The sequence below is a fragment of the Streptomyces sp. NPDC032091 genome (assembly GCF_055580265.1).
In genome coordinates this window covers 187,404-212,217 of the sequence record NZ_JBVILR010000006.1, presented here as the reverse complement: position 1 = coordinate 212,217, position 24,814 = coordinate 187,404, and the positions used below count along the sequence as shown (strand labels likewise).

Here is a 24,814-nt window from a genome sequence, read left to right as displayed (position 1 = left end):
TCGCCGGTCAGCGTTTGCGGAGCGCCCTCAGCCATTCCTTGTTCATCGCGGCGATCGACGGCAGCGGGATGCCCTTCGGGCAGGCGGTGGCGCACTCGCCCGTGAGGGTGCAGCCGCCGAAGCCCTCGTCGTCCATCCGCGCCACCATGTCCAGCACCCGCGTCTCGCGCTCGGGCGAACCCTGCGGGAGCACGTTCAGGTGGTTGACCTTGGCGGAGGTGAACAGCATCGCGGAGCCGTTGGGGCAGGCCGCCACGCAGGCGCCGCAGCCTATGCACTCGGCGTGCTCGAACGCCGAGTCGGCGGCCGGCTTGGGTACGGCGGTCGCGTGCGCCTCGGGCGCGGAGCCGGTGGGAGCGGTGATGTAACCGCCGGCCTGGATGATCCGGTCGAAGGCGCTGCGGTCCACCACGAGGTCCTTGACCACGGGGAAGGCCGAGGCCCGCCACGGTTCGACGTCGATGGTGTCGCCGTCGGCGAAGGACCGCATGTGGAGCTGGCAGGTGGTGGTGCGTTCGGGGCCGTGGGCGTCGCCGTCGATGACGAGGCTGCACGCGCCGCAGATGCCCTCGCGGCAGTCGTGGTCGAAGGCGACCGGGTCCTCGCCGCGCAGGATGAGGTCCTCGTTGAGGGTGTCGAGCATCTCCAGGAAGGACATGTCCTTCGAGATGCCGTCGACCTCGTAGGAGGCCATGGCGCCGGGGGCGTCGGCGTTCTGCTGGCGCCAGACGCGCAGGGTGAGCTTCATGCGTAGCTCCGCTGGGTGGGGTGGACGTACTCGAAGACCAGGTCTTCCTTGTGCAGGACGGGTGCGGCGCCGGTGCCGCGGTACTCCCAGGCGGCCGCGTAGCCGAACTCCTCGTCCCGGCGGGCGGCTTCGCCGTCCGGGGTCTGGGACTCCTCGCGGAAGTGGCCGCCGCAGGACTCGGCGCGGTGGAGGGCGTCGAGGCACATCAGCTCGGCGAGTTCGAGGTAGTCGACGATGCGGTTGGCCTTCTCCAGCGATTGGTTGAACTCCTCGCCGCTGCCCGGGACCTTGATGCGCCGCCAGAACTCCTCACGGATCTCGGGGATGCGGGCGAGCGCCTTGCGCAGGCCCTCCTCGGTGCGGGCCATGCCGCAGTACTCCCACATGAGTTCGCCGATCTCGCGGTGGAAGGAGTCGGGGGTGCGGTCGCCGTCGACGGCCAGCAGCCTGGCGAGGCAGTCGCGGGTCTCGCGGACGGCGGCCGCGGCCTCCGGGTGGCTGTCGTCGACGGGCTCGTGGTGCGGGTGGCGGGCGAGGTAGTCGTTGATGGTGGAGGGAAGGACGAAGTAGCCGTCGCCGAGGCCCTGCATCAGGGCGGAGGCGCCGAGGCGGTTGGCGCCGTGGTCGGAGAAGTTGGCCTCGCCGATCGCGAACAGGCCGGGGACGGTGGTCTGGAGGTCGTAGTCGACCCACAGTCCGCCCATCGTGTAGTGGACGGCCGGATAGATCCGCATGGGGACCTCGTACGGGTTCTCCGCCGTGATCCGCTCGTACATCTCGAAGAGGTTGCCGTACTTCTCGGCGACCTTGTCGCGGCCCATGCGGCGGATGGCGTCGGCGAAGTCGAGGTAGACGCCCTGGCCGCCGGGGCCGACGCCGCGGCCCTCGTCGCAGACGTTCTTCGCGGCGCGGGAGGCGATGTCGCGGGGGACGAGGTTGCCGAAGGAGGGGTAGATCCGCTCCAGGTAGTAGTCGCGTTCGTCCTCGGGGATGTCGGCGGCGGGGCGGGTGTCGCCCTTGGCCTTGGGGACCCAGATGCGGCCGTCGTTGCGCAGGGACTCGCTCATCAGCGTGAGCTTGGACTGGTGGTCGCCGGTGCGCGGAATGCAGGTGGGGTGGATCTGGGTGAAGCAGGGGTTGGCGAAGTACGCGCCGCGCCGGTGCGCCCGCCAGACGGCGGTCGCGTTGGAGTTCATGGCGTTGGTGGAGAGGTAGAAGACGTTGCCGTAGCCGCCGCTGGCCAGGACCACGGCGTCGGCGTAGTGGGTGTCGATGCGGCCGGTGACCAGGTCGCGGGCGACGATGCCGCGGGCGACGCCGTCGACGGTGATCAGGTCGAGCATCTCGGTGCGGGCGTGCAGTTCGACGTTGCCGGCGGCTATCTGCCGGGACAGCGCCTGGTAGGCGCCGAGGAGGAGCTGCTGGCCGGTCTGGCCTCGGGCGTAGAAGGTACGGGAGACCTGGACGCCGCCGAAGGAGCGGGTGTCGAGGAGGCCGCCGTACTCGCGGGCGAAGGGGACGCCCTGGGCCACGCACTGGTCGATGATCTCCACGGAGATCTGGGCGAGGCGGTGGACGTTGGACTCGCGGGCGCGGAAGTCGCCGCCCTTGACGGTGTCGTAGAAGAGGCGGTGGACGGAGTCCCCGTCGTTGCGGTAGTTCTTGGCGGCGTTGATGCCGCCCTGGGCGGCGATGGAGTGGGCGCGGCGCGGGGAGTCGCTGTAGCAGAACTGGACCACGTGGTAGCCCTGCTCGGCGAGGGTCGCGCCGGCGGCACCGCCCGCCAGGCCGGTGCCGACGACGATCACGGTGTGCTTGCGGCGGTTGGCCGGGTTGACCAGCTTCGCCTCGAAGCGGCGGCGGTCCCAGCGTTCGGCGATGGGGCCGGCGGGGGCCTTGGTGTCGGCGACGGGGTCGCCGGTGGTGTAGGCGGCGTAGTCGGTGCTCATGGTCAGCTCACCACTCCGGTCATGACGGCGACGGGGAGGGACACGAAGCCCGCGAAGAGGACGAGGGCCAGGGCATTGGCCAGGAACTTCAGCGCCCGGTCGCGGCGGGCGTTGCCCGCGCCGAGGGTCTGGGCGGCGCTCCAGAAGCCGTGGCGGACGTGGAGGCCGAGGGCGGCCATGGCCACGATGTAGACCGTGTTGCCGTACCAGGTGGAGAAGGTCGCGAGGACGTTCTCGTAGGGGTGGCCGGCCCAGGCGCGCTCGTTGACGGTGAGCGTGGTGAGGTCGAGCAGGTGCCAGACGATGAAGAGGGCGAGGATGACGCCGCCCCAGCGCATGGTGCGGGTGGCGTAGCTCGCGCGGCGCCGCTTGTGGGCGTACCCGACCGGGCGCGCCTTCAGGTCGCGGCGGCTGAGCTGGTAGGCGCAGACGGCGTGGGCGACGACGGCGGCGACCAGGACCACGCGGACGATCCACAGGGCCCACTCGTAGTGCAGGAACGGTTCGCCGAGGGTGCGCAGGGCGTGGGCGTAGCCGTTGAACTCACCGGCACCGAAGAAGATCTTGAGGTTGCCGAACATGTGCGCGGCGAGGTAGCCGAGCATGATCAGGCCGGAGACGGCCATCACGGACTTCTTGCCGACGGTGGAGTCCCAGAGCGTGCGCGGGGTGGACGGCCGTCGATCCGTCCGCGTTGCCAGAGCCATGGGTAGACCGTAGGGACCAAGGTCCCGAAAGGTCCAAGACATGGTGGACCTGATCGCGATAGCCATTGCCTATGGGAGGTGTCGGATCGCGCTAGCCTGGGGCCATGCAGTTCCAGCAGCTGGTGTACTTCGTGGCCGTCGCCGAGACCCGGCACTTCACGCGCGCGGCGGAGCGGGAGCACGTGGCCCAGCCGTCGCTGTCGCAGCAGATCAAGGCGCTCGAACGGGAGCTGGGCGCCGACCTGTTCAGCCGGGCGCGGGGGAACATCGCGCTCACCGACGCGGGTGAGGCGCTGCTGCCGCTGGCCCGCCGCATCCTGGCGGACGCGGACACGGCGCGGCTGGAGGTGCAGGAGCTGCTCCAACTGCGGCGCGGCCGGGTACGGCTGGGGGCGACGCCGAGCGTGTGCACGGGGATGCTGCCCGAGGTGCTGCGCGCCTTCCACACGGCGCACCCGGGCATCGAGCTGCTGATCGAGGAGGGCGGTTCGCTGGACCTGGTAAGGGAGCTCGCGCGCGGGGTCCTCGACCTGGCGCTGATCGTCCTGCCCCTGCCGCCGTCGGCGCCGCCGCTGACGACGGTGGAGCTGCTGACGGAGGACCTGGTCGTCGTCTCGTCCCGCGACCTCCCGCCGCCGGGCGGGGGCGGGGAGCTGACCGTCGCGGACCTGCGAGAGGAGCCGATGGTCATGTTCCGGCACGGCTACGACCTGCGGGACCTGACGGTGGGGGCCTGTCGGGCGGCGGGGTTCGAGCCGGTGTTCACGGTGGAGGGCGGCGAGATGGACGCCGTCCTGGGCTTCGTGCGGGCGGGTCTGGGCGTGGCGGTGGTACCGGAGATGGTCGTCGCACACGGCGGCCCCGGCCTGCGTGCCACCCCTCTCGCGGGCTCCCCGCTCCGCCGCACGATCGCCCTGGCCCACCGCACGGACGTGGCCCCGCCCCGAGCGGCCCGCGAACTGAAACGCATCCTGCTCGGCTGAGCCGGCCGGGCGGGGCCGCCGGTCGCCCCCGGTGACAGACCGACCCCGCCCACGATCCGGCGCGCCGAGCTCCACCCGGGCCACGAGCCCCCACCCCGACACCCCCACCCGACGCGCACCCCCGACCAGGACCGGCGACCAGCAGCGGGACCGCCATAGGCCGACGACCGGCAGCGCGAACGGCCCGGGGGGGGCGGCCCGGGTACGGGACCGGCCCGCGGGGCAAGCACGACCCGGGGCCGGACCGAGCCGGGCGGCGTGGGTCAGTGGCCGGTGGTGGGGGCGGCTGCCGCGCGGGAACGGAGGAGGTGTTTGTCGGGTTTGCCGCGGTCCGTGAGGGGGATCTCGCGTGTCCAGAAGACCGCCGTCGGGCGGTGCGCGGGGGCCAGTTCGCGGGCCACCAGCTCGCACGCCTCGGCGGCGGCCGCTCCGCTCGGGGTGTGGCCGGGGGCCGCCACGAGGAAGGCGCAGAGCTCCTCACCGGTGGTCGCGCTGGGCCGCCCGACCACGACCGCCCGGGCCACGCCCGGGTGCCGGGCGAGCGCCGCCTCGACCGGCAGGCTGTAGATGTTGACCCCGTCGACGATCACGACGTCCTTGAGCCGGTCGTCCAGGTACAGGTACCCGTCGGCGTCGACATGGCCGAGGTCCCCGGTCCGCAGCCATCCGTCCCGCAGCACTTCGGCGGTGAGCCCGGGCCGGTTCCAGTAGCCGGTCATCATCGCCGCCGAGCGGATCCACAGTTCCCCCGTCCGCCCGGCGGGCAGGACCGTGCCCCGCTCGTCGCGCACCCGCACTTCCACCCCCGGGGCCGGGCGGCCCACGGAGGCCAGCAGTCCGGGCCGGCCGGCCACGGCCGCGTCGTGGTCGGCGGGGGTGAGGCGGGAGATCACGGCGGCCTCGTTCATCCCGTAGCCCTGCCGCCACCGCCCGCCCCAGCGGGTCACCGCCTCGCGCAGCCGCTCGGGAAGGATCGGCGAGGCCCCGTACGAGACGGCCTCCAGACCAGGGATGCCCCCGGCGGTCACCGGGTCGTCCAGCAACCGGTACACCATCGGGGCCGTCAGGTACGTGGACACCCGCCCGAGCCGCCGGCAGGCCGCCGCGAACTCCCCCGGCGTGAAGGGGTCGAGGATCTCCACCCGCCCACCGGCCCGCAGTTGCTCAAGGCACCGGCCGCCGGCCCGCTGGGCGAGGCTGGTCACCGAGAGGTGCACCGGCACCGTCCACGCGGCCCCGCGCCGGCCGTCGCGCGCGGCCATGGCCCCGAACGTGGAGGCCACCCCCTTGGGCCGGCCCGTGGTCCCGCCGGTGTACGTCACCCGGGCCACGTCCTCCTCCCTCGCCCGCACCGGCACTTCGGCCGGAGCCCGCCCGGCCGCGCGCGCCAGCAGGTCGTCCAGGCCGAGCAGCGGCACGCCCGTCGCCGGTACCGGGACGTCGTGCACCACCAGGCCCGGCCGGCAGTCCCGCAGGATGAACTCCAGCCCGTGCACCGCCGGCCCGGCCACCACCTGCGTCAGCCGGGCCCCCAGCAGATGCGCGGCGATCCGCACCAGCAGCGCCTCCGGCCGGTTGCCGCCCGTCACGCAGGCCAGACCGACACCCCGCCCGGCGCCCGCCTCTGCCAGCTCCCCGGCCAGCCGGTGGACGGCGTCCAGCACCTCGGAGAACCTCAGGACCCGGGGCCCCGCCCCGATCGCGGGCCGCTCCCCGTACCGGTCCAACGCCTCGACCAGCTCGGTCACATACCGCGCGGCCATCCGCACACCCGCCTCTCCGGTCCGCCGCCCGGCGGTCCCTCACCGGGCATCATGCAGGGCCCGGCGGCCGGGCCGGCTCAGGACCGGGGTATCAGGGGTCCCAGGGTCCGGTCGAGTCCCTCGGTCAGCATGCCGAAGGCGCGATCGGCGTCGCGGACGGCCGCCGGGTAGGCCTCGTCCGCGGTCACGCCCGCGGCCATCCGCCGCCAGTTCTCCCGGCCCAGCTCGTGGCGGACCGCCACGAGATGCGTCGCGGCGAGGCGGGCCGGCAGCGGTTCGGCCCCCTCGGCCTCCAGGGCGCCGGCGAGCAGTTCCACCTCACCGGCGGTGTAGTGGGCGATCCGGCCCTCCAGGCTGGCGGTGGAGTACAGCAGGCCCTGGAACGCGAGGACGTCCGGATGGTCGCAGAGGCCGGTGATGGGGTCCCGCTCGGCGAGGGCCGCGAGGAAGTGGTCGTGGAGCGCGCCCACCGGACCGCGGTCCGCCGGCCGGTCGCGCACGATCCGCGCCGCCTCGTCCTGGTGGTCGGCGAACCGGTCCAGGATCAGGTCCTCCTTGCTCGGGAAGTACCGGAACAGGGTGGGCTTGGACACCTCGGCCGCCGCCGCCACATCGGCCACGGACACGGCATCGAAGCCCCGTTCCAGGAAGAGTTCCAGCGCCGTGGCCGCCAGCTGGCGACGCGTACGCAGTTTCTTGCTCTCGCGCAGACCCGTCGTGTTCTCCATGGAACCACCGTAGGGGAAAATCGCAACCAAGTCAATTTCTTAACTGGGTTGCATTTTTTCTCGCGACACGCTTTCCTGGGTTCAGCGACGAAGGACCGGCAACGAGAGAGGACCCTTCCGATGACCGACGTACTGATCGCGGGCTCCGGCCCCACCGGACTCACCCTGGCCTGTGCCCTGGCCCTGCACGGGCTCTCCGTCCGCGTGCTCGACCAGCGGTCCGGCCCCCACCGGGAGTCCCGGGGCAAGGGGCTCACCCCGGAAAGCCTGGAGGTCCTCGGCCGACTCGGGACCGGGGAGCGGATGTCGGCGACCGGCGCCCGCGGGCTGGTCCTGCGCAAGTACTTCGACGGCGCCCACGTCGCCGACACCCCGGACGACGGCGGCGGCCTCCTGATCGCCCAGTGGCAGGTCGAGGAGATCCTCCGCGAGCGGCTCGCCGGGCTCGGCGTCCGCGTCGAGTACGGCGCCCGGGTCACCGGGCTCGCGCAGGATCCGGCCGGAGTGACGGCCCGCCTGGCGGACGGCGGTTCGGTCCGCGCCGGGTACGCCGCCGGCTGCGACGGCGGCCACAGCACCATCCGCGAGCTGCTCGGGATCCCGTTCGAGGGGTACACCGAGGAGAAGCCGACGATGGTCGTCGGGGACGTGCGGGCCCCCGGGCTGAGCCGGGAGTACTGGCACCAGTGGTTCACCTCGGAGGGCGGCGGGATCATGCTCTGCCCGATGCCCGGGACGGACACCTTCCAGCTCCAGGCCTCCCCGGAGACCGACGGGCGGGGCGAGCCGCTGCCGGCCTCCCCGGAGGGCTTCCAACGGCTCTTCGACCGGCACGCCGGGGTGCCCGGCATACGGCTGACGGAGGCCGGCTGGGTCTCGGACTGGCGGGTCAACGTCCGCCGCGCGGCGCGGATGCGCGAGGGCCGGGTCTTCCTCGCCGGGGACGCCGCCCATGTCCACCCGATCGCCGGCGGACTGGGCATGAACACCGGCATCGAGGACGCGGCCGCCCTCGCCCGCACCCTGGTCGCCGTCCTCGGCGGCACGGCGGCGCCCGGCGCCCTCGACGGATACGAGGCCGAGCGCCTCCCCGCGGCCGAGCGGCTGCTGGCCGACACCGCCGAACGCCACCGGCGGGTCCTCGCCGCGGTCCGCGAGCCCGGCCGGGGAACGGAGGCCGGGATGCGCTGACACCCGCGCGGGGCCGGCCCCGGACCGCTACCCCGCCGGGTGGTTCCTCACCGGGTGGGTACGGCGTCGCAGAGGGAGAGGGTGTGGATGCGGTCCGGGGAGCCCGGGCGGGCGTAGTACCAGCCCTGGGCCGTGTCGCAGCCGAGGGCGCGGAGCTGGGCCGCCTGGGCCCCGGTCTCCACCCCCTCGACCGTCACCGCCAGCTCCAGGCTGTGGGCCAGGGCGACGATGCCTTCCACGATCTTGACGTCCACGGGGTCGGCCGGCTCCTGCTGCATCCCCTGGGTGAAGGAGCGGTCCAGCTTCAGGACACTGACCGGCAGGCGCCGCAGGTTGGCCAGGTTCGAGTAGCCGGTGCCGAAGTCGTCGAGGGCGATGTCCACCCCGAGGGCGGCGAGCCGGCGCAGCGGTTCGAGGAGTTCGTCGTCGGCTCCGATCAGCGCCGACTCGGTGACCTCCAGGCACAGCGCGCCCGGGGCCAGGCCGGAGGACTCCAGGACGCGCAGGGTGTCGGCGACCAGCCCGGGGTGGGTCAGCTGGGTGGGCGAGAGGTTGACGTTGACACGCAGGGGCGCCCCGCCGTGCTGGCGCTGCCAGGTGCGGGCCTGGCGGACGGACTCCTCCAAGACCCAGCGGCCGAGCGGCACGATCAGCCCGGTCCGCTCCGCGAGCGGGATGAAGCGGTCCGGGCCGAGCACCCCGTACTGCGGGTGCGACCAGCGCACCAGCGCCTCCGCGCCGTGGACGCTGCCGTCGTGCAGGTGCACCAGCGGCTGGTACTCGATGAAGAACTCGCCGCGCTCCAGCGCCGCGGGCAGGGCGTTGGTCAGGCCGTGCCGGGTGATGGCGCGCGCGTCGGCCTCGGCGTCGGCGAACTCGAAGCGGTTTCCGCCGGCCGCCTTGGCCCGGTACATGGTGATGTCGGCGCTGCGCAGCACCTCCGCCGGGGTGCGTTCGCCCGACGTGCCTTCGACGATGCCGATGCTGCCGCGCACCGACAGCTCCCGGCCCTCCAGCCGGATGGGCGTGGACAGCGCGGTCAGGATGCGGACGGCGAGGTCGGTGACCTTCTCCTCGGTCTGGGCGCCCGGGCCGGTGGTGAGGGCCACGAACTCGTCCCCGCCCAGCCGCGCGACGACCTCGCCCGGTCCGGTGGCGCAGCTCTGCAGGCGGTCGGCGACCTCCACGAGGAGCCGGTCGCCCGCCGAGTGGCCGAGGCTGTCGTTGACGGTCTTGAACCCGTCGAGGTCGAGGTAGCACAGGCCGAAGCGGCTGCCGGGGGCGGCGTTCAGGGCCTTCTCCAGCCGCTCGAAGAACAGCGTGCGGTTGGGCAGCCCGGTCAGCGCGTCGTGGGTGGCCTCGTAGCGCAGGCGGAGGTTGAGCAGCCGGCGTTCGGTGGTGTCCTCCATCAGGGCCAGCTGGTACTGGGGCACCCCGTCGGCGTCGCGGAGCAGGGACACCGTGAGGTTGGTCCACAGGACGGTGCCGTCGTGCCGGTAGTAGGGCTTCTCGACCCGGTAGTGCTCGCGCTCGCCGCGCACCAGTTCCCCGTACATCTTCCAGACGTGCGGGGTGTCGTCGGGGTGGCCCCACTCGCTGACGTTGCGGCTGCGGACGTGGCCTTCCAGGCCGCCGAACATCTTGAGGAGGGCGTCGTTGACCTCCAGGATGTTGCCGTCGAGGTCGGCGATGCCGATGCCGACGGCGGCGCCCTCGAACACGGCCCGGAAGCGTTCCTCGCTGGCGTGCAGGGCCTGCTGGGCGTCGATCCGGGCGGTCAGGGCGGAGCAGGCGATGGCCTCCTGCTCCCGCAGGGTCCGCTCGCGCAGCGCGCGGGCGAAGCCTGCGGCGATGCCGTGCTGGAGCCGGGCGCAGCGGGAGCGGTACTCCTCGGTGCTCTCGCTGCCGTCGGCGGCGCCCGCGTCCGGGCCGCAGTAGAGGACCAGGTAGGACTCGACGACGCCGAGGGTGCCGGCGAGGGCCTCGGGGTCGGTGCAGTGCACGGCGACGAGTTCGGCGCCCACGCCCTGGGCGACGCTCGCGTCGAAGGGGCGGGCGTGCAGGGCCTCGGTGAGGGTCCGGGCGAGCGGGACGAGGTGCTGTTCGAACTCGGGGCGGGTCAGGGAGGTGGCCGTGACCGGGAAGATGGCCCGTCCCCAGATGGTGGCGAAGCGCCCGATCCGGTCGTCGAGGTCGCTGCGCAGCTCGCGCCGGGGCTCCCGGCCCGCGTCCGGGACGGACGGTCCGGCCCCGGCCGCCGGAGGCCGTGCGGGGGCGGGACCGGCGCCCCCGGCCGGGTGGTCCTGGCCGGGGGTCGCGGGCGGGGGCGTCGGGGCGGGGAGTCTCACGCCTTGTGTCCCACGCCGCCGAAGCCCGAGAAGGCGTACGGGTCCTCCGGGGTCTCGCCCTCCGCGAGCGGCCCGGTGCGGTCGGGTCGCCAGTCGGGCATCGAGACCACGCCCGGCTCCAGCAGGTCGAACCCGTCGAAGAAGCCGGTGATCTCCTCGTGGGAGCGCATGACGAGCGGGTTGCGGATGTCGCGGTAGACGCCGACGGTCCCGGAGGCGACCTCCTCGCTGAGCGGGATGCCCTCGTAGGAGGCGTGGGTGAGGATCAGCATGCTGCCCGGGGCGAGGGCGTCGCGCAGTTCCGCGACGGCGGCGTACGGCTCGTCCGCGTCCTCCAGGAAGTGCAGGACGGCGACCAGCATCAGGGCGACGGGCCGGTCGAGGTCCAGCAGCCGGCGCACTTCGGGGGCGGCCAGGATGTCCTGGGGCTTGCGCAGGTCGGCGGCGACGACGCCGGTGCGGTCGTCGCCGGCCAGGACGGCGCGGCTGTGCGCGACGGCGACCGGGTCGTGGTCGACGTAGACGACGCGGGCCTCGGGGGTGGCGGCGCGGGCGATCTCGTGGACGTTGCCGAAGGTGGGGATGCCGGAGCCGATGTCGAGGAACTGGGTGATGCCCTCGGCCACGGCGTGGCGGACGGCGCGGCGCATGAAGGCCCGGTTGGCCTGCATGACCTTGGGCAGGCCCGGCATGAATTCCATGGCCCGGCGGGCGGCCCGGCGGTCGACCTCGAAATTGTGGGAGCCGCCCAGGTAGTAATCGTAGATTCGGGACACGCTCGGCACCGATATGTCGATGCCTGGCGGGGCCCAGGCGGGGCGTTCCATCGGGGTCTCCAAGCCGTTGTCGTGTCGTGGTCGTACCTGGTCCGCCCGGGGGTCGGGCGGCCGTCGGACTGCTGTCCGAGCCGAATGTACTGATCATTGCCCAACAGGGCGAGCAAAAGCGGAAATTGCCGGTCCGTTCTTGGTCACACACCAAAGGCGCCGGGGGGCCGCCACGGGCGCTACGGAAACCGACAAATACCTTTTGGGAATTGACCAACGTTCAATCACAAGCGATCAGAACCTGTCTCAAACCTCACCGGTCCCACATCCGCCCGTTCGGGCGAACCGCCCTCGGCTCCCGCGTGCGCGGGCGCGCGCGAGCCCATGCTCCCCGGGTGAACAGAGCCTTAGCCAGACGCCTGCTGGCCGTCCCGGTCCTGCTGTGGGCGACCCTGTCGACCACTCCGGCGGTGGCCGATAGCTGCGCCTACGCGGTGATCGACACCGGTGACGGCGGAGCCGCCGTCGAGGTGTACGCGTACGCCGGCAGCGGCGGCGGCGCGGCCTCCCGGGGTGGCGGACATCACGACGACGGCCCCGGAAAGGGGCGCGGCCACGACAAGGGCCGCGGCCACGGGCACGAGCACCACTGCCCGCCGCCCCCTCCCCCGCCGTGCCCGCCGAAACCCACCCCGACGCCTACGCCGACCCCCACGCCCCCTCCGCCCCGACCGACCCCGCCGCCCCGGCCCACCCCTCCTCCGCCACCGCCCCCACCGCCGGCCCCCGAGCCTCCCCGGCCCGCACCCCCCGCGCCCGAGCCGCCCGCACCGAAGCCGCCGGCACCCCGGGTGTACCGGGCGCCCGCGCCACCGCCGCCGCAGCCCGCGCCGCCCGCGCCGCCGGCCCCGGCGCCGAAGCCGCCCGCGCCGAAGCCGAAGGTGCCCCGGCCCGCGTACCACACCGCCGCGCGCAAACCGGTCGAACACCACATCTCACCCATCACCTTCACCCTGATGACCGCCGCCCCCGCCGTGCTCGCGATCGTCGCGCTGCGCCCGCGCTAGGCCGCTGCCGCCCCGCGCCCGTACGGCATCGCACCGCACGCACCGCATCGCACCGCATCGCATCGCATCGCATCGCACCGAATGCCCCTGCCCACCGATTGGGAGCCCGTCTTGTCGGAATGGCTCGTCCTGACCCTCGCGATGGCCGCGGCCTGTGCCGTGGTGCTGTCCATCGCCTTCTTCAACCACCGCAGGATCACCGAGGACGACGATCCGAACGAGACCCCGGACGTCATCGAGTACATGACGATGATGATCGGGGTGATCTACGCGATCGTGCTGGGCCTGGCGATCGCCGGCGTCTGGGAGGGCCGCGGGGCCGCCCAGGAGTACGTGCGCCAGGAGTCCCAGGCCCTGCACGAGGTCAGCGTCCGCTCCGAGGTCTACCCGGCCGAGGTGCGCAAGAGGATCCGCGCGGACGTGGACGCGTACGTGACCTATGTGGTCGACACGGAGTGGGACCACATGTCCCGGAAGAACGAGCTCACCGACAGGAGCGCCGAGCTGCTGGAGAAGATCCGCCGCGACGTGACGGACTACGAACCGCAGACCGACCACGAGGGCCAGGCCTACCAGCCCCTCGTCGACCAGGTCGCCCTGGTCGACGACGCCCGCAACGCACGCGGCGAGAGCGCCGGGGCCACCATGCCGGGGGTGGTGTGGTTCGGGCTGATCGCCGGGGCCCTGGTGACGGTCGGGCTGATCTTCACCCTGCAGATCCGCCGCTCCTTCCGCGAGCTCCTGCTCGCCGGGCTCTTCAGCGCCCTGATCGCCTTCCTGCTGTTCCTCATCTGGGATTTCGACGCACCCTTCGGACGCGGGGTCGCCGCCACCGCCGAGCCCTTCCTCGCGCAGTTCCCGCACCTCGGTCTGAAGAGCTGAGCGACCGGGGCGGGTCCGGGCCCGGCAAACCGGGGACGGGGGTCCCGTCCCCGGTTCGGCCTACGGCCATGCCCCATTCGCCCGTTCCTGATCGCGGGTCACCAGGCCGGGACCTAGCGTGGCGGGCAGCGAGGTGCACGACCCCCCACGTGCGGAAACGCTGCGCGACTGCGCCTCGCAGATCCGGAGGACCCGACCATGGGTGCGATACGCAGCTCCGCCACCGCCCTCCTGAGCGCCGGCGTCACGGGCCTCGCCCTCTCGCTCGGCGCCTTCGGCGCGCCCGCCGCCCTCGCGGCCGAGGAAGCGCCCGCCACCTCCTTCGCGTTCGCCGTCACCCCCTCGACGGTCGCGCCCGGCGGCACGGTCACCCTCTCCGTCAGCAACTGCGGCGCCGCCTACGCCACCGCCTCGTCCGGGGTCTTCGACACCGTGACCATCGAGCGGGGCAGGACCGTCAAGGTCGCCGTCGACCGCGACGCCCGGCCCGGCGCCCTGTACTCCGTCACCTTCACCTGCAACGGGGAGAACGGCTCCGCCGACCTCACCATCGCCGGCGGCACGTCGAGGCCCAGCACCAGCTCCACCACCGGCCCGCGGCGCACCCCCTCCCCGACCGCCACCTCCGGCACGGGCCTGCGCCCGCCGCCCCCGGCCACTCCGCCGGCGCGCACCACCCCGCCCGCCCGCAGCACACCGCCGGCCCGCACCACACCGCCGGCCCGGACGACGCCCGCCCCCCGCGCCACCGCGACGGCCACCGCCCGCGCGACCACCGCCGCGCTCGGCGTACGCGGCGGGATCGGCGGGAGCGTCGCCGGGGCGGACCCGGCCGAACTCGCCGCGGGCGCCGGCCTCTTCATCGCCGCCGCGGCCGGTACGGCGTACGCCCTGCGCCGCCGCCGCGCGGCCCGCGGCCACTGACACCGCCCGGGCCCCCGCCGACGCGGCCGGGCCCGGGGGCGGCGTACTGCACCGTGGAACGCCTCAGGAGCGGGCGGCGGCGGGCCGGCGACGGCGCACCACGTGCACGCCGGCGCCGAGCGCCGCGGCACCGACCAGACCCGCTCCGATGGCCGTCTCGGCGGTGGACGGGCCGAAGGAGCCGCCGAGGCCGCCCTGCGCCCCGTTGCCCGCCAGGATCGTGAAGCGGTGCGTGGCGACGAGGCTGTTGTCGTGGCACTTGACCGACAGGGTGTGGTGGCCGGGCGAGGCGTGGTTGAAGATCCGCACCGTCGCGAAGCCGATGGAACCGGCCGACAGGTTGGTCTGCGGAAAGTTGCCGTGCGACCAGACCGTGCCGCCGTGGCCGCAGCCGGCCGCGCTGACCTGCATCGAGGCGCCCTGGTGCACGGAGTACGGGTTGACCGTGACGTTGCTCGGCCCGTTGCCGCCGCCGTTCGGGGGGTTCGCGGCAGCGAACGGGGCACTGAGCCCGAGCGCGGCGCAGGCGGCCGCGGTCACGGTGAGAGCGCGGAAAGCACGCATGGTGGAACCTCCAGCGGGAGAGCGCCCCGGAGCGGTGGCCCGGGCAGATCGACGAGAACGCCTCCCATCACGAACCCTCCCGGCGGCGCGCAAGCAGCGCATTTCCGCCCTTGGGCCGCCCGGTTGAGCGACACGCCGAGGCGCGCCGGTCGGATCTGACGGATCCGCAGGTCACGAGCCGTCAGTCATTTATGTGACGATTACCTGGATGGCCGCACCCCAACCGGGCGCACCACCCGTTCGCCCCTCCCCGATCGCCGTTCCGCCCTTCCAGCCTTAGCGTGCGGGAAGAAGGGCGTACAGGGGAGGGACTGGAACGCGGGTCGGGACCCCCGCGTCGGGAAGGGAGAGCCATGCTCGATGACGAGACCGAGCAGCGGCCGAGGAGACGCTCCCCTTGGGGCGTGCTCGCACTGGCACTGCTCAGCGGCCTCGCCATGATGCGGAACGGGGCCAACCTGGAGGACGGGCCGCCGCAGCCCACCGCGGCGGCGGCCGTCGCGACGCGCGCCGACCAGCAGCCGGCCAACGCGCCCACGCCGCCGGCGGACATGGAGGTGCTGGACCACTCGTCGGTGCAGCGCATCCGGATTCCGACGATCAACGTGGACGCGCCGGTGATGACGGTCGGTCTGGACGCGCAGGGCTGGATCGACGCCCCGCCGCCGCAGGACCGCAACCTGGCGGGCTGGTACCTCAACGGCATCTCGCCGGGCCAGCAGGGGTCGGCGGTGATCGTGGGTCACGTGGACAACGCGCAGGGCCCGGCCGTCTTCTACGGCCTGGGCTCGCTGAAGCCGGGCCACCACATCGAGGTGGAGCGCTACGACGGCCGGACCGCCGTGTTCGAGGTGTACGGGGTGGAGGTGTTCGCGAAGGACGCCTTCCCCGGCGCCCGCGTGTACGGCGACACCGGGCACCCGGAGCTGCGGGTGATCACCTGTGGCGGCGGCTACTCGAAGGCCAAGGGCTACGACGGCAACGTGGTGGTCTTCGCGCGGATGGTGGAGGCCCGCTGAGCAAACGTTTCACCGCGCCGGGCCGCCGCCCCCGTACGACGGCCCGGCGCGGCGCGGCCTCGGCGGGGCGGCGCGGCCTCGGCGGGGCGGCGCGGCCTCAGCGGGGCGGCAGCACCGGGAGGGTCATCCGGTAGCCCCGTGCCAGCAGCTGGGGCAGGTACGCCTCCAGCGCCCGGACGCTCTGCGACCGGTTGCCGCCGGCGTCGTGGTTCAGCACGATCACGCCCGGCGCGGCCCCGTCCAGGATCCGGGAGACGATGGTGGTCGTCCCCGGCTCCGTCCAGTCGAGGCTGTCCACGGTCCAGGCGAGGGGTTCCATCCCCAGGTCCGCCCCGATCTCGAAGGCGGCCCGGTTCCACGCGCCGTACGGGGCCCGGAACCACAGCGGGGGCTGTCCGACGGCCTGCTCGACGACCTCGCTCGTGCGCCCGATCTCCGATTCCAGTGCGGACCGGCTGAGCTGGGGGATCTGCGGGTGCGTCCAGGTGTGGTTGCCGATGACGTGCCCCTCGGCGGCCATCCGGCGCAGCAGGTCGCGGTTGTCGGTGGCCATCTCCCCGCAGACGAAGAACATGGCGCGGACCCCGTACCGGCGGAGGGTGTCCAGGATGGCCGGGGTGTAGCGGGGGTCGGGGCCGTCGTCGAAGGTGAGCAGCATGGCCCGGTCGCCCGCGGCGGGCCCCTGGGGCAGTTCGAGGATGGGCCGGGTCCGGACGGCCGGTTTCACGGCGGGCGGCTTGGCGGGGGCCTCGGCGGTCATCGGCTGGAGCCGGTGGGAGGCGTCGGGGAGCCCTTCCGGGTGCGCGCCCGGGGCCCCGGCTGCCCCGGGACCGCCCACGGGGGTACGGCCGCCGCCCGCGGGTGGCGCGGGCGGTGCGGCCGGGGAGCCGCCCTCTCCCGCGTCGGGCAGTCCGGAGGAGGCGGCGGCCGCGATTCCGAGGAAGACGGCGGTACGCAGGAGCACGCGTCGCCCTACTGTCGGCTCGTCATTTGTCATTATTACTACGTATCAACGACATCGCCGAAGATGTCGAGAGGCGCGGAGGCACCCCGTCCGGCTCACCCGCCCGGAGGAGCCGCCCGCCCGGACGAGCCGCCCGGTCGGGCGGCGGCCCGGTCAGCTCTGGCGCACCAGCGGGAATGGCAGCGTCTCGCGGATCGTCAGACCGGTGAGGAACATGACCAGCCGGTCCACTCCGATGCCCAGTCCGCCGGTGGGCGGCATGGCGTACTCCAGGGCGTCGAGGAAGTCGTTGTCGAGTTCCATCGCCTCCGGGTCCCCGCCCACCGCCAGCAGGGACTGGGCGGTGAGCCGGCGGCGCTGCTCCACGGGGTCGGTGAGCTCCGAGTAGGCGGTGCCCAGTTCGGTGCCGAAGGCCACCAGGTCCCAGCGCTCGGCGAGGCGGGGGTCCCTGCGGTGCTGGCGGGTGAGCGGGGAGACGTCGGTGGGGAAGTCCTTGTAGAAGGTGGGGAGTTTCGTCCGCTCCTCCACCAGCCGCTCGTACATCTCCAGGACCACGTCGCCGCGGGTGTCCTCGGGCCCGTGCGGCACGCCGGCCCGGTCGCACAGGACGCGCAGCCGGTGCTCCTCGGTGTCGGCGTCGACCTCCTCGCCGAGGGCCTCGCTGATGGCCCCGTACATGGTCTTGACGGGCCAGGGCCCGGAGATGTCGTGGACGACCAGCTTGCCGTCGGGGCCCGCCTTGTGGGCGACGGGCGAGCCGAAGGCGGCGGTGGCGGCGCCCTGGATGAGCTCGCGGGTGAGGTCGAGCATCACGTCGTAGTCGGCGAAGGCCTGGTAGGCCTCCAGCATCGTGAACTCGGGGTTGTGCTTGTAGGAGACGCCCTCGTTGCGGAAGGTGCGGCCCATCTCGAAGACCTTCTCCATGCCGCCGACGCACAGCCGCTTGAGGTAGAGCTCGGGTGCGATGCGCAGGTACAGGTCCAGGTCGTAGGCGTTGATGTGGGTGCGGAAGGGGCGGGCGTTGGCGCCGCCGTGGATCTGCTGGAGCATCGGCGTCTCGACCTCCAGGTAGCCGCGGTCCAGGAGGCCCTGGCGCAGCGCCTGCACGGCGCTGGAGCGGGCGCGCACGACGTCCCGGGCGTCGGGGCTGGCGACGAGGTCGAGGTAGCGGCGCCGGACCCGGGCCTCGGGGTCGGCCAGGCCCTTGCGCTTGTCGGGCAGGGGGCGCAGGCACTTGCCGGTGAGCTGCCAGGAGTCGACGAGGACGGACAGCTCTCCGGCGCGGCTGGCGGCGGCGGTGCCGCCGGCCACGACGTGGTCGCCGAAGTCGACCTGGGAGGTGAAGGAGTCCAGCGCGTCCGGACCGGACTCGTCACGGGTGAACATGAGCTGGACGTCGCCGGTCCAGTCGCGCAGGACGGCGAAGACCACGCCGCCGAGGTCGCGCACGACCATCACCCGGCCGGCGAGGACGACCGGCTCGCCGGTGCGGGCGCCGGACGGGAGGCGGCCGGGGTGTGCCTCCCTGAGCCGGGCGGCGGTGTGGGTGCGCTGCCGGATCCCCACGGGGTAGGGGTCGGTGCCGGAGGCGCGGATCCGCTCCATTTTGGCGTGGCGGACGCGGACCTGCTCGGGCAGCCGTTCGGCGGGCGCGCGTTCCCCCTCCTCCCCCACGAGCTCCAGGCCGAGGGATTCGATGGAGGGCAGGCCGGCGGTGTCGACGGGGGCGGTGAGGCCCCTGGGCTGGTGTCCCTTGCCCCACAGCTTGCGCAGGCTGGGCACGGAGACGAAGCCCTCGGCGATGCCGGAGGCGAGGCTGACCCGGGCGAGCGAGCCGGCGTCCTGGTAGCAGAGGAAACGGGGGTACCACTCGGGGCCGTACTTGACGTTGGAGCGGTAGAGGGCCTCCAGCTGCCACCAGCGGGAGAAGAAGAGCAGCAGCCTGCGCCACAGTTTGAGCACGGGGCCGGCGCCGATCCGGCCGCCCTCCTCGAAGGCGGAGCGGAACACGGCGAAGTTGAGGGAGATCCGGCGCACGCCGAGGCCGGGGGCGGCGGCGCAGAGCTGGGCGACCATGAACTCCATGACCCCGTTGGGGGCGGTGCGGTCGCGGCGCATCAGGTCGAGGGAGATGCCGTCCCTGCCCCAGGGGACGAAGGACAGCAGGGCGATCAGCTCGCCCTGGGCGTCGAAGGCCTCCACGAGCAGGCAGTCCCCGTCGGCGGGGTCGCCGAGCCGGTCGAGGGCCATCGAGAAGCCCCGTTCGGTCTCGGTGTCGCGCCAGCGGTCGGCCCGGTCGACGATGGTCCGCATCTCCTCGTCGGTCAGGGCCGAGTGGCGGCGGATGCGGGTGGTGGCGCCGGTCCGCTTGACCCGGTTGACGGCCTGCCGGGTGACGCGCATGTCGCGGCCGTCGAGGTCGAAGTGGGCGACGTGCAGGATGGCCTCGTCGCCGAGCTGGAGGGCGCCGAGTCCGGAGCGGGCGTACGCGGTCGCGCCGTCCTCGGAGGCGCCCATGACGGCGGGCTGCCAGCCGTAGCGGCGGGCGACGGCCAGCCAGGCGTCGATGGCGGGCGTCCAGGCACCCGGGTCGCCCACCGGGTCGCCGCTGGCGAGGCAGACGCCGGCCTCGACGCGGTAGGTGACCCCGGCTTTGCCGTTGGGGGCGAAGACGACGGCCTTGTCGCGCCGGGTGGCGAAGTAGCCGAGGGAGTCGGCGCGGCCGTAGGCGCCGAGCAGGGCGCGGATGCGCAGCTCCTCGTCCCCGTGCAGGGCGGCGGTCAGCCGCTGGGAGCGGAAGAGGGTGGAGGCGGCGTTCAGCAGGGCGACGGCGCCGAAGAGGCCGAGGAGGAAGTAGAGCACCCTGGGCGGGCGGCCGTCGAACTGGCGGGCGGAGAAGAGGCCGCCGAAGACCTGCTTGGCGGCCCAGTCCAGCCACTGCCCCTTGGGCAGGGTGCCGGGGAACAGGGCGACGAGGGCCCAGCCGAGGAGGACGGCGGCGAGCAGGCCGAGGCCCAGGACGAGCATGGCCCGCCAGACGGCGCCGGGGCGGGAGGCGGCGTAGAACTCCTTGCGGGCGGCGGTCAGCACGCCGAGGGCGGCCACCGCGAGGGCCAGGGAGAGGCCGCCGACCCACAGGTCCCCGTCGGCGATGATCAGTACGTCGACGAGGATCAGCAGGGCCAGATAGGTGACGACGATCCACCAGGCGATCTTCTTGCGGATGCCGAGCGCGGCGGCGAGCAGGAAGAGGAAGACGGCGTAGGCGAGGTTCTCGCTGACCGGCACCACGAAGTCGTCGAGGAAGCGCACCACGGGCCGCAGCAGCCCTCGCAGCACCGGGGAGAGCGCCAGCAGCGCGCACAGCAGGCCGAGCGTTCCGAAGAACGCCCCGAAGGCGTCCGGGACCCGGTTCAGGAACCTGCTGCGGGTACCGCGGGTCTGCTCCTGCGTGGCACTCATGCCATGCACTGTAGGGAGGCCCGCGCCGCCGCGCGCGCCGAACGCGGATAGCCTCGGCAGGGTGACGGAGCGAGCGAGTACGGCATTCGAACGGGGCACGGACGGGCCGAAGGTCATCCTCGCGGGGGTGGACGGTTCGGAGTCCTCCCTGCGGGCGGCGGCCTACGCGGCGGGGCTGGCCCGGCGGCAGAACGCGCTGCTGGCGCTGGTGTACGTGCAGCCGGTGCTGGCGGCCGGGGCCTCCCTGGGCGCGCCGGTGGCCGAGGCGACCGGGGAGATCGCGGAGGAGATCGTGGCCGAGATCCGGGCCTCGGCGGAGCGGCTGAAGGGGATCTTCGAGGTGCGGTGGCAGTTCCACACCTTCCGCGGCGACCCGTACGCGGGGCTGGTGAGCGCGGCCGACGAGCTGAAGGCGGACGCCGTGGTGGTGGGCGCCTCGGAGCGGGCCGGCCACCGGCTGGTCGGCTCGGTGGCGGTCCGGCTGGTGAAGGCGGGCCGGTGGCCGGTGACGGTGGTGCCGTAGGGGGCGGAGGGCTGTAGGGGCGGAGGGCTGTAGGGGGCCGCGGGGGGGGCCGTGGGCCCCCGTCAGCCGGCGCGCTTGAGGCCGTCCTTGGCGGCGCCGCGGCTGAGGACGGCCTCGGTGATCGCGTCCTGGGCGCTCTCGTACTCGGCGTCGCCGGGGTCCTGGGCGAGGGCGGCGGGGAGGTTGACGACCCGGCCGGTGGACAGGTCCATCATCTGCGGGACGAACTCCGCCCCGGTGACCCGCCAGCGCTGTCCGGGCGCGGCGGGCGGGGCGAAGGTGAAGCGGGCGATGGAGCCGTAATTGCCGCGCAGGTCGCGGGCGCCGGTGTGGTTGAACATCTCGCCGGCGACCTGGTCGCCCATGCCGTAGACGATCCAGGTCCCGTTGACCTTCTCGTAGGCCTGCGGGATGTGGGCGTGCGTGCCCAGGATCATGTCGATGTCCGGCCGGCCGCCGGTCTGCGAGGCGGTGAGGGCCTTGCCGAGCGAGAGCTGGGTCTCGTCGGGTTCGGTCTCCCATTCGGTGCCCCAGTGGAGGCTGACGAGGACCACGTCCGCGCCCGCCTTCCGGGCCGCCCGCGCGTCCGCGACGATCTTGTCCTGGCGCATCAGGTTCACCGCCCAGGGCTGGCCGTCGGGCATGGGGTAGCCGTTGGTGTCGTAGGTGTAGGCGAGGTGGGCGACCTTGGCGGAGCCGGCCGTGTAGAGGGTGGTGCGGGCGGCCTCCGCGGCGGTGCGGGCGGAGCCGGCGTGGCCGAGGCCGACCTTGTCGAAGCGGTCGAGGGTGCGTTTCACGCCTTCGGCGCCGTCGTCGAGGGTGTGGTTGGAGGCGGTGGAGCAGCCGTCGTAGCCGGCGTCCTTGAGGGCGTCGGCGACGGCGGGCGGGGAGACGAAGGCGGGGTAGCCGCTGAAGGGTCCGTCGTCGTCCCCGTAGATGGTCTCCATGTGGCACAGGGCCAGGTCGGCGGCCGAGACCACCGGCTTGACCGCGGAGAACATGGGCCGGAAGTCGTAGCCGTCCCCGCCCGCGTCGGTGTGCGCCCGCTGGATGACCGAGGTGTGCGGGAGCACGTCGCCGCTCGCGACCAGGGTGAAGCCCCGGGCGGCGGAAGGGGCGGCGGGGGACGCGGATCCGGCCGTGCCGGCGGGGGCGCCGGCGGCGCTGGAGCCCATCCGGGCGGGGGCGGGGTGGCCTCCGCCGCCGGCGGAGCAGCCGGCGGTCACGGCGGACAGCAGGGCGGCCGACAGCAGGGCGAGGGCCCGCCGGGTGCGCTGGGTCATCTGACGGGCTCTCCTTGAACGGATGATCGGATTGTCGGTAATTCCTATGAATCCATACGAGGAGTCGCCCCGCGTCAAGGAGCGGCGCCGTCCGCCCGCTCCCGCCTCACTCCGACGGCCCCGGCCGTTCGCCGCGCCGTTCAACCGTTCGTCGTCCGGCGCGGCCGCCCACCGGACCACCCGGGTGCTTGGGCGCAACGCCGGCGCCGGACGGTTCCCGGGCGGCTCCGCGCAGGTGAGGGTGGGTGAAGCCGGATACGAGGGCCCCGCCGGCCCCCCGCCGGCCGTCCCCGCAGCAGTCGCCCGCCCCGCGGACCGGAAGGAGCCACCGACGTGCCGCCCTCCCCCACCCTCCAGCGCACGGAACCCGAGGCGCTCGCCGCACTCCAGCGCGAGCACGGGCGGGCCCTGTTCTGCTTCCTGCTCGGCCTCACCGCCGGGGACGCCCAGCGTGCCGAGGACCTCGTGCAGGAGACCCTCGTCCGGGTCTGGCAGCATCCCGAGGCCCTGACGACCGGCCACGAGTCGATGCGGCCCTGGCTGTTCACCGTGGCCCGGCGGCTCGCCATCGACGCCCGCCGGGCCCGGATGTCGCGCCCCCAGGAGGTCGAGCCCGACGGTCTGGAGCAGGCGCCCGCGCCCGAGGACGCGGTGGCCGGCTCGGTCATCGCCATCGACGTGCGGCGGGCGGTCGGCAGTCTGGGGCGGGAGCACCGCGACGTGCTGATGCAGGTCTACTTCCAGGACCGCTCCGTCGCCGAGGCCGCGGCGGAGCTGGGCATCCCGGCCGGCACGGTCAAGTCCCGTACCCACTACGCCCTGCGCGCCCTGCGGAAGGGCCTCCAGGGGTACGGACTGGGCGCCTGAACCGGGGGCGGAAGCACGAGGAGCGCCCCCGCCCCGCCGGAGGAGCACTCAAGGAACGCCCTCCACGTGCACGAACCGGACACAAACCACGCCGAAATCGGCATCAGTCCGTTCAAGTTGAGTAAACATCCCCCGTTCCGCGAGCCCGCCGGTGAAGGCTCGGGGGGACGGCGGCAGGCTCGACGCGCGGGAGAAGGTGGAACGGTGCAGCCCGAGGGTTTGAACGGCACCAGTGACGGCGGACTGGCAGTGCCCATGGCGTGGCTCTACGCGGAGTACATCGCGGACGAGCTGCTGCGCACGGGCCGGCTGATCCCGGTCGGCACCCTGGAGTTCCGGGCCGGACGGGACACGCTCGCGCTGACGATCTACCTCTCGGACGCGGCCGGCGAGCTCTCCGGGATCCGGGTCGTCTCGCAGCTCGACGAGTGGCTGTCGCTGACGGCGTACGGGCACCCCTGGCGCGACTGGGTCCAGACCCGGTTCCTCGCCCTGGGCGAGCGGGCCCGTGAGCGCGGAGGCGAGGACCCGGACCTGGAACTGGCCCGGGCGGCCTGGCGCTGGCTGGACCACACCGAGCTGTTCGCCACCCACCTCGACCCGGACCACCCCGCCCAGGCCGGCCCCCCGCCGGGCCTCGACGAGAACGCCCGCGTCTGGACCCCGGCCTGGCAACTCGGGCTGCCGCTGGGCAACCTGGCGATGCACCTGTTCTGAGCGGCCCGGCCTGGCCCGACCCGCAGACCCGGACGCCCGGTGGCGCTAGGCCACCGGGTCGGCGGGGTCGGTCACCAGGCCGGTGAAGTCCGCCTCGTTGCGCTCGGCCCGCGCCACGTACCAGCGGGCGATCAGCCACATCACCGGGTACGCCACCAGCCCGAGCGCGACCCACACCACCGTGCCCGCGGCCGCCCGGGGCAGCAGGAAGCCCAGCGGCAGCAGCCCGAGCACCAGGACCAGTACCGCCATGGCACCCAGAGCCGCCCGCAGCTGGCTGCGCATCAGGGCCCGTACGTAGGTCGCGCCGAGGGTGGTCTGCTCGGAGATCTCCGAGCGGGCCGGGGCGTGCGCGGGCGGCCTGCGGCGGGCGCCGCGCGGGACTCCGGTGACGACCTCCCGCCGGGGCGGTGGCTGCTGCTGCTCGGCCATGGTGCCGGAGTCTACGCAGCGGCCCCGCTACTTGAGGAGGCGGGAGAGCCTGCGGTCGGCGAGCGGCTTGCCGCCGGTCTGGCAGGTGGGGCAGTACTGGAGCGAGGAGTCGGCGAACGACACCGAGCGGACCGTGTCCCCGCACACCGGGCACAGCTCCCCGTCGCGGCCGTGCACGCGCAGCCCGCTCTTCTTCTCGGCCTTCAGCTGGCCGGCGGCGAGGCCGTGGGCCCGCTCGACGGCGGCCCGCAGCGTGTCGCGCACCGCCTCGTGGAGATGGGTGATCTGGTCCTCGTCGAAGGAGGAGGCCAGCTTGAACGGGGAGACGCGGGCCGCGTGCAGGATCTCGTCGCTGTACGCGTTGCCGATGCCCGCGATCACGCCCTGGTCGCGCAGGACGCCCTTGATCTGGCGCCGCTCGCCGGCGAGGAGGGCGGCGAACGCGTCGCGGTCGAAGCCGGGGGCGAGCGGGTCGGGGCCGAGGCGGGCGATCCCGGGGACCTCCTGGGGGTCGCGGACCACGTACACCGCGAGGCGTTTCTGCGTGCCCGCCTCGGTGAGGTCGAAGCCGGAGCCGTCGTCGAGGACGAGGCGCAGCGCGAGGGGGCCCTTGCCGGGGCGCGGGGGCTGGGCGGGCAGGGCGTCCTGCCAGCGGAGCCAGCCGGCGCGGGCGAGGTGGGTGACGAGGTGGAGGTCGCCGACGGCCAGGTCGAGGAACTTGCCGTGGCGGGCGACGGGGCCGGTGGGCTGCCCCTCCAGGGCGGTGAGCGGGGGGTCGTAGGTCTTGAGCACGCTGACGGCGAGCGGGAGGACGCGGTCGACCGCCCGTCCGGTGAGGTGGTCGTCGAGGAACTCCCTGAGCGCCTCGACCTCCGGTAGCTCCGGCATCCTCCCAGGGTGCCGTGCCCGCCCGGTCGGCGCGACCC

Annotated in this window: 22 protein-coding genes; 9 read left to right on the top strand and 13 right to left on the bottom strand. The window is 73.7% G+C overall.

Going from position 1 to position 24,814, the window contains the following annotated elements; translation table 11 throughout:
• Window positions 1-7 precede the first annotated feature (7 nt).
• From ACZ5NJ_RS12900 to ACZ5NJ_RS12890, 3 genes are read right to left on the bottom strand one after another with little or no spacing between them, the layout of a single operon-like run.
• Window positions 8-748 carry a succinate dehydrogenase/fumarate reductase iron-sulfur subunit gene (locus tag ACZ5NJ_RS12900; protein WP_468764870.1) on the bottom strand — a complete coding sequence of 247 codons (741 nt, stop codon included), beginning with the start codon at window positions 746-748 and terminating at the stop codon, window positions 8-10.
• Window positions 745-2,697, bottom strand: a complete 1,953-nt coding sequence (locus ACZ5NJ_RS12895; RefSeq protein ID WP_468764869.1) for a fumarate reductase/succinate dehydrogenase flavoprotein subunit — start codon at window positions 2,695-2,697, stop codon at window positions 745-747. Before ACZ5NJ_RS12895 ends, ACZ5NJ_RS12900 begins: the two co-directional genes overlap by 4 nt.
• A gap of 2 nt (window positions 2,698-2,699) precedes the next feature.
• On the bottom strand, window positions 2,700-3,404 hold the full coding sequence (locus ACZ5NJ_RS12890) for a succinate dehydrogenase cytochrome b subunit (protein ID WP_468764868.1): 705 nt from the start codon (window positions 3,402-3,404) through the stop codon (window positions 2,700-2,702).
• 104 nt (window positions 3,405-3,508) lie between these two features.
• Here ACZ5NJ_RS12890 and ACZ5NJ_RS12885 point away from each other — a divergent pair, with 104 nt between their 5' ends.
• Window positions 3,509-4,387 carry a LysR family transcriptional regulator gene (locus ACZ5NJ_RS12885; RefSeq protein WP_468764867.1) on the top strand — a complete coding sequence of 293 codons (879 nt, stop codon included), beginning with the start codon at window positions 3,509-3,511 and terminating at the stop codon, window positions 4,385-4,387.
• A 263-nt stretch (window positions 4,388-4,650) separates the two neighbouring features.
• Here ACZ5NJ_RS12885 and ACZ5NJ_RS12880 read toward each other — a convergent pair whose 3' ends face one another.
• On the bottom strand, window positions 4,651-6,150 hold the full coding sequence (locus ACZ5NJ_RS12880) for a class I adenylate-forming enzyme family protein (RefSeq protein WP_468764866.1): 1,500 nt from the start codon (window positions 6,148-6,150) through the stop codon (window positions 4,651-4,653).
• Window positions 6,151-6,227: 77 nt separating this feature from the next.
• The gene (locus tag ACZ5NJ_RS12875; protein ID WP_468764865.1) at window positions 6,228-6,878 is read right to left on the bottom strand and encodes a TetR/AcrR family transcriptional regulator; all 651 of its coding nucleotides are present in this window, start codon (window positions 6,876-6,878) and stop codon (window positions 6,228-6,230) included.
• A gap of 120 nt (window positions 6,879-6,998) precedes the next feature.
• Between ACZ5NJ_RS12875 and ACZ5NJ_RS12870 the strand changes: the two genes are divergently transcribed.
• Complete coding sequence (locus tag ACZ5NJ_RS12870; RefSeq protein ID WP_468764864.1) at window positions 6,999-8,069, top strand: FAD-dependent monooxygenase; 1,071 nt, start codon at window positions 6,999-7,001, stop codon at window positions 8,067-8,069.
• 47 nt (window positions 8,070-8,116) lie between these two features.
• On the opposite strand, the gene ACZ5NJ_RS12865 is transcribed toward ACZ5NJ_RS12870, so the two are convergent.
• Complete coding sequence (locus tag ACZ5NJ_RS12865) at window positions 8,117-10,273, bottom strand: putative bifunctional diguanylate cyclase/phosphodiesterase (protein ID WP_468764971.1); 2,157 nt, start codon at window positions 10,271-10,273, stop codon at window positions 8,117-8,119.
• A 140-nt stretch (window positions 10,274-10,413) separates the two neighbouring features.
• Window positions 10,414-11,244, bottom strand: coding sequence for an SAM-dependent methyltransferase (locus tag ACZ5NJ_RS12860; RefSeq protein WP_468764863.1), 831 nt, complete (start codon window positions 11,242-11,244; stop codon window positions 10,414-10,416).
• A gap of 881 nt (window positions 11,245-12,125) precedes the next feature.
• Here ACZ5NJ_RS12860 and ACZ5NJ_RS12855 point away from each other — a divergent pair.
• The 3 genes from ACZ5NJ_RS12855 (at window position 12,126) to ACZ5NJ_RS12845 (ending at window position 14,057) form a co-directional block, all read left to right on the top strand.
• Window positions 12,126-12,251: a hypothetical protein gene (locus tag ACZ5NJ_RS12855; protein WP_468764862.1), complete on the top strand. Its 126-nt coding sequence runs from the start codon at window positions 12,126-12,128 to the stop codon at window positions 12,249-12,251.
• Between the two features lie 111 nt (window positions 12,252-12,362).
• Window positions 12,363-13,133, top strand: a complete 771-nt coding sequence (locus ACZ5NJ_RS12850) for a bestrophin-like domain (RefSeq protein WP_468764861.1) — start codon at window positions 12,363-12,365, stop codon at window positions 13,131-13,133.
• 198 nt (window positions 13,134-13,331) lie between these two features.
• On the top strand, window positions 13,332-14,057 hold the full coding sequence (locus ACZ5NJ_RS12845; protein WP_468764860.1) for a hypothetical protein: 726 nt from the start codon (window positions 13,332-13,334) through the stop codon (window positions 14,055-14,057).
• 63 nt (window positions 14,058-14,120) lie between these two features.
• On the opposite strand, the gene ACZ5NJ_RS12840 is transcribed toward ACZ5NJ_RS12845, so the two are convergent.
• Entirely contained in the window at window positions 14,121-14,621 is a 501-nt protein-coding gene (locus ACZ5NJ_RS12840) for a hypothetical protein (protein ID WP_344157101.1), read from the bottom strand.
• Between the two features lie 353 nt (window positions 14,622-14,974).
• Here ACZ5NJ_RS12840 and ACZ5NJ_RS12835 point away from each other — a divergent pair, with 353 nt between their 5' ends.
• A complete protein-coding gene (locus tag ACZ5NJ_RS12835) occupies window positions 14,975-15,640 on the top strand; it encodes a class F sortase (RefSeq protein WP_468764859.1) in 666 nt (221 codons plus the stop codon).
• Window positions 15,641-15,737: 97 nt separating this feature from the next.
• Here the strand turns inward: ACZ5NJ_RS12835 and ACZ5NJ_RS12830 are convergent, their stop codons facing one another.
• The gene (locus ACZ5NJ_RS12830) at window positions 15,738-16,637 is read right to left on the bottom strand and encodes a polysaccharide deacetylase family protein (RefSeq protein ID WP_468764858.1); all 900 of its coding nucleotides are present in this window, start codon (window positions 16,635-16,637) and stop codon (window positions 15,738-15,740) included.
• 120 nt (window positions 16,638-16,757) lie between these two features.
• Window positions 16,758-20,066: a bifunctional lysylphosphatidylglycerol synthetase/lysine--tRNA ligase LysX gene (gene lysX / locus ACZ5NJ_RS12825; RefSeq protein WP_468764857.1), complete on the bottom strand. Its 3,309-nt coding sequence runs from the start codon at window positions 20,064-20,066 to the stop codon at window positions 16,758-16,760.
• 61 nt (window positions 20,067-20,127) lie between these two features.
• Here lysX and ACZ5NJ_RS12820 point away from each other — a divergent pair, with 61 nt between their 5' ends.
• Window positions 20,128-20,589 (top strand): universal stress protein, encoded by a 462-nt coding sequence (locus ACZ5NJ_RS12820; RefSeq protein WP_468764856.1) that lies wholly within the window; start codon window positions 20,128-20,130, stop codon window positions 20,587-20,589.
• Window positions 20,590-20,651: 62 nt separating this feature from the next.
• Here the strand turns inward: ACZ5NJ_RS12820 and ACZ5NJ_RS12815 are convergent, their stop codons facing one another.
• Complete coding sequence (locus tag ACZ5NJ_RS12815) at window positions 20,652-21,872, bottom strand: CapA family protein (protein WP_468764855.1); 1,221 nt, start codon at window positions 21,870-21,872, stop codon at window positions 20,652-20,654.
• A gap of 333 nt (window positions 21,873-22,205) precedes the next feature.
• Between ACZ5NJ_RS12815 and ACZ5NJ_RS12810 the strand changes: the two genes are divergently transcribed.
• Both ACZ5NJ_RS12810 and ACZ5NJ_RS12805 read left to right on the top strand, forming a co-directional pair.
• On the top strand, window positions 22,206-22,739 hold the full coding sequence (locus ACZ5NJ_RS12810) for a sigma-70 family RNA polymerase sigma factor (RefSeq protein WP_468764854.1): 534 nt from the start codon (window positions 22,206-22,208) through the stop codon (window positions 22,737-22,739).
• A 255-nt stretch (window positions 22,740-22,994) separates the two neighbouring features.
• Window positions 22,995-23,456, top strand: coding sequence for a hypothetical protein (locus ACZ5NJ_RS12805; protein ID WP_468764970.1), 462 nt, complete (start codon window positions 22,995-22,997; stop codon window positions 23,454-23,456).
• Window positions 23,457-23,501: 45 nt separating this feature from the next.
• On the opposite strand, the gene ACZ5NJ_RS12800 is transcribed toward ACZ5NJ_RS12805, so the two are convergent.
• Window positions 23,502-23,888: a hypothetical protein gene (locus ACZ5NJ_RS12800; protein WP_468764853.1), complete on the bottom strand. Its 387-nt coding sequence runs from the start codon at window positions 23,886-23,888 to the stop codon at window positions 23,502-23,504.
• Between the two features lie 27 nt (window positions 23,889-23,915).
• Window positions 23,916-24,776: an Fpg/Nei family DNA glycosylase gene (locus tag ACZ5NJ_RS12795; protein WP_468764852.1), complete on the bottom strand. Its 861-nt coding sequence runs from the start codon at window positions 24,774-24,776 to the stop codon at window positions 23,916-23,918.
• Window positions 24,777-24,814 lie beyond the last annotated feature (38 nt).